Origin of the sequence: Moorena sp. SIO4G3, assembly GCF_010692305.1 — a bacterium.
Lineage (GTDB): Bacteria > Cyanobacteriota > Cyanobacteriia > Cyanobacteriales > Coleofasciculaceae > Moorena > Moorena producens_A.
In genome coordinates, this window is sequence record NZ_JAAHIG010000598.1 from 1 (window position 1) to 3467 (window position 3467).

Below are 3467 nucleotides of genomic sequence, written 5' to 3' on the forward strand. Positions count from 1 at the left end.
ATCTTACAGCATGTAGTTTCAGAATATATATGGTTATAGGTGTCTATCTCCAAAACCCTAGGATTGATGGCTTGTTATCTCCTGCACCTTCAGGAGGGAGACGCCCTTTGGAAATGAAATATACTTATACAATTACCTTACGCCATGTAGTTTCAGAATATATATGGTTATAGGGGTCTATCTCCAAAACCCTAGGATTGAGGGCTTGTTATCTCCTGCACCTTCAGGAGGGAGATCATCATCATATTATATGCCACCACTGAATCCACTGCACAGCTGTTTGGTTTGCTTCCAATAGGTCTTGGTTGGAGCACGAAGGGCCAAGTGTGCACTCCCGAAGGATATGGTCCATGGTCTGAAGTTCTTCACCGCATGGACAGGCAGCATCATCTGTGAGTTTCCACTGAACAAGGTTATCCCCTGTTCTTCCAACTCCTGATCGTGCTCTGTTCAGGGCCACCCAGTCCTTCCTACAAAATGTTGACCCAGGAGGAAGGTTTTCATTTGGTTCTGGGATACAGTCATTGGGTAGGAGCTGGTTTGCATTTTTCCACTGCTCCATTCTGTCCGCTGATGGTTTGCGGTTTTCTAGGCCACTCGTTGTCACAAAGCTGTTACGTGACTTGAGTCTCCGATTTATATTTTGGTAACCGTGGAGTGGATGTCGGTTATCGTTTAACTGCTTGTCTCTCTCAGATTTTGTGAGAGTGTTGCGTCTGATGGTGGGTGGGGCTATGCCTGCTAATCGATAAAGAGATGGCAGAGGAGTTGGTTTAAGTGCCCCAGTGATGGTTCGACAGGCCTTATTCAATTCTGGGTCGACTGTGTGTGCATGGCACGAACGACCCCACACCGGTGCACAATATTCAGCAGTTGAATAGCACAATGCCAAAGCTGTCTGTTTCAGCGTCTTGGGATCTGCCCCCCAGCTGGAATTTGCGAGCTTCCCAAGCAAGTTGTTTCGGCTGGACAGTTTTTCCTTTACCTTCCTAGTGTGCTCCTTAAAAGAGAGTGTTCGGTCGAGTGTTACACCAAGATACACCGGGTATTTACAGTTTTCAAGTAACTTATCGTCCCATTTAATTTTAAGCTTTCTCTGTGCTTGATGATTGTTTAGATGGAAAGCACAAACCTGAGTCTTTCCAGGGTTTGCATTGAGAAACCACCTCTTATAATAATCAGACAGGGACTTTAGGGCTTTTGTGAGTCTCCTTTCAATGGCAAGGAATGATTTAGACTGAGTGGCAATGCATAGGTCGTCTGCATAAATGAATCGCCGTATGTTTTTGAACTGTGGCTGGTCATTGGTGTAGATGTTGAACAGCATTGGTGCCAGCACAGACCCCTGTGGTAGGCCGTTGTTTTGCCTTCTCCATCGACTTCGTTTTCCATCCATTTCTACAAAGAAACGGCGGTTTACTAGAAGTGATTCTATGATTCGCACAACTGAGGTGTTCTTTACTGTTTGAGCTACTTTGAGTAGGAGAGCTCTGTGGTTCACGGTGTCATATGCTGCTGTAAGATCGACAAAAACAGCACCTGTGATAAGCTTGTTCTCATAGCCATCCTCAATAAACTGTGTTAGGTTCAAAACCTGCCCACAACATGATCGGCCAGGTCTGAAACCAGCTTGATCTGGTGACAGCTGCTCGTCTACAGTTGGTGATATGCGAGCCATAATCAAGCGTTCGTATAATTTATACAGAATGCACAGGAGAGAAATTGGTCGGTAGCTCTTTGGATGTTCTGGATCTTTGCCTGGTTTTAGTAAGGCTACTACCTTAGCTTTCCTCCATATCTTTGGAATTATGAAAGAGGTGGCACAGTTGTTATACAATGCAAGAAGCCATTTTTTAGTGTTAGGGCCAAAATGGGCAATCATTTCTGTCGAAACACCATCTAGCCCTGGGGCTTTACCAAGTTTGATGGTTTTTATGGCTTCTTCCAGCTCCTTGATGGTAAATGGGAGGAAGGTTTCATCGCTGGTGTTCATTACTTGATTCATGCTCTCCTTCATTTTCTTCAAGTAGCCCCTCTCTTTGTTGTGGGGTTTTCCATTTAGTAGAAGTTGGTGGGCTACTTCATTTGGGGTTACAGCTGCTATCCTAATATTACTGTTCTTTTCTACATTGAGTTTTTTCAATGTTTGCCAAGCCTTTTTGCTGTTGTGAGTCATGTCGATGTTGGTAATCAGTTCCTGCCATCGGTTCTTTCTTTCCTCACTCATGTAGGAGAGGAGAGTTTCGCTCAGCTCAAAAGTTCTCAATGCAAATGGGTCTTCGTTAAAGGCTTGAACATACTCTTGGTATGTAGCTTTACTCCGGCTAGAAAGACAGGGGATGTACGATCTTCTACATCCTCTAGGGATGTTTTTCTTTGCTGCTTTCCAAACGAGATCTTGGAATTTTTCATAGGCATCTGGATGTGGTCTTATGGTGGTGATTTCATCCTCAATATCCAAAGAAAATTGATTCCAATTGGCTTTTCTATAGTTAAACCTGTTTATTGGCTTGCTTTCAGCTGGTCTTAGAACTGGTTTTATCTCAATAATTATGGGACGATGTTGTGATTTTGGTATTGGTCTAGAGGTGGACTTTTCAATGTTCTTGGCAATTTTTGATGATGCAAACACCAGGTCCGGGTTGTAACCTCTTTGCCATCGAGCACTTTGGAATGAAGGTTCATCTTTGGCATCATGGAGAAGAGTGAGGTCACTAGACAGTGCCCAGATTTCAACTGCATCTCCATCGTTGTCAGTTTGTGAGTATCCCCATAAGGTGTTGTGGCTGTTAAAGTCCCCTACGACAAGATGGGGTTTGTCAGTGAGGTCGAGAGCCTGTGGCCACATGAACGGGGTTGGTGGAGGCTTATAAACAGAAACAACACACAGGTGTTGAGTTTCAACCCGGAGGATCTCAATTCCACCATGGGATACGTCTAAGCTGTTGGTGATGGTGGATGGGTCTCTAGCGTATATTGCGCTACCATGTACAGGACTCTGATGGTGGATGGTGAGGTGCATACCTGGTATTTTTGGCGGCACTGAGTCCTTGTGAGTTTCTTGCACACATATAATGTCAGCATTTAGGCCAGACAGTAGATCTACTTTTGCAGCGGAAAGTCCTTCAGCATTAAAGCTGACGATCTTGAACAAAGACATCTCCAAGGCCGAGGGTTTATCCTTTTACCACCCTGGAGTTTTAGTGGCTTTGTGTGTTGTAACAATCGGTCTCCTTATGAGGATTAACAGGGACACCACGAGAAGGTTTGCTACTTGTCCCCATTCCTAGATTAAGAAGGATCATGACCTCATAATTTTCACTGTTTGTTTTCCGTCAGACCGCTTGAGAGCTTCGATTGGGGTTTCTCCGGGTTCAATGTGTCCCCCAAATAAACCCCACAAACCAGGGTAAAGAATACTAGGAATATTGTCCCGTAGCTGCATCAGGAACTGACCTTGCCGATAG

At 44.6% G+C, this 3467-nt stretch carries 1 protein-coding gene and 1 pseudogene; both read right to left on the reverse strand.

All coding sequences use genetic code 11. The annotated features are described in order from the left end of the window. Positions 1-241: 241 nt before the first annotated feature. Positions 242-3154 (reverse strand): reverse transcriptase domain-containing protein, encoded by a 2913-nt coding sequence (locus F6J99_RS43400; protein WP_293123228.1) that lies wholly within the window; start codon positions 3152-3154, stop codon positions 242-244. Positions 3155-3340: 186 nt separating this feature from the next. Beyond that, positions 3341-3467 (reverse strand): annotated as a pseudogene (locus F6J99_RS43405) (NUDIX domain-containing protein); the annotation flags it as partial.